We start from the raw sequence: 267 nt of genomic DNA, 5'->3' as shown, positions 1-267 counted from the left end.
CGGATGGGAACGAGATAGTCAATGCCTATTATTTCTCAACGTTTTCGAAAGAAACCAATGAAGGCACGAACGTGGTATTGCTTCAAGTCAATCAGGCACTTGACGATGCCGGTAATCATACGGGCGACGAGTATGGGATTTCAGGTGATTTCAAGCGTGCCTATACAGATGCGTTGGTCGGAAAGTCGTCGCTCAGCAAACCTTATACGGATAACGTCGGAAGTTGGATATCCTATCAGGGACCGGTTACGGACGGCGAAGGCGAAG

The 267-nt window shown here is 48.7% G+C and carries 1 protein-coding gene; it reads left to right on the top strand.

From position 1 onward, the window contains the following. Positions 1–267: hypothetical protein (locus NLU14_RS22040; protein ID WP_275710635.1), on the top strand; the 267-nt coding region annotated here is incomplete at both ends.

Source organism: Marinobacter iranensis (assembly GCF_029207565.1).
Taxonomy (GTDB): domain Bacteria; phylum Pseudomonadota; class Gammaproteobacteria; order Pseudomonadales; family Oleiphilaceae; genus Marinobacter; species Marinobacter iranensis.
This window is presented reverse-complemented; position numbering and strand designations above follow the sequence as displayed.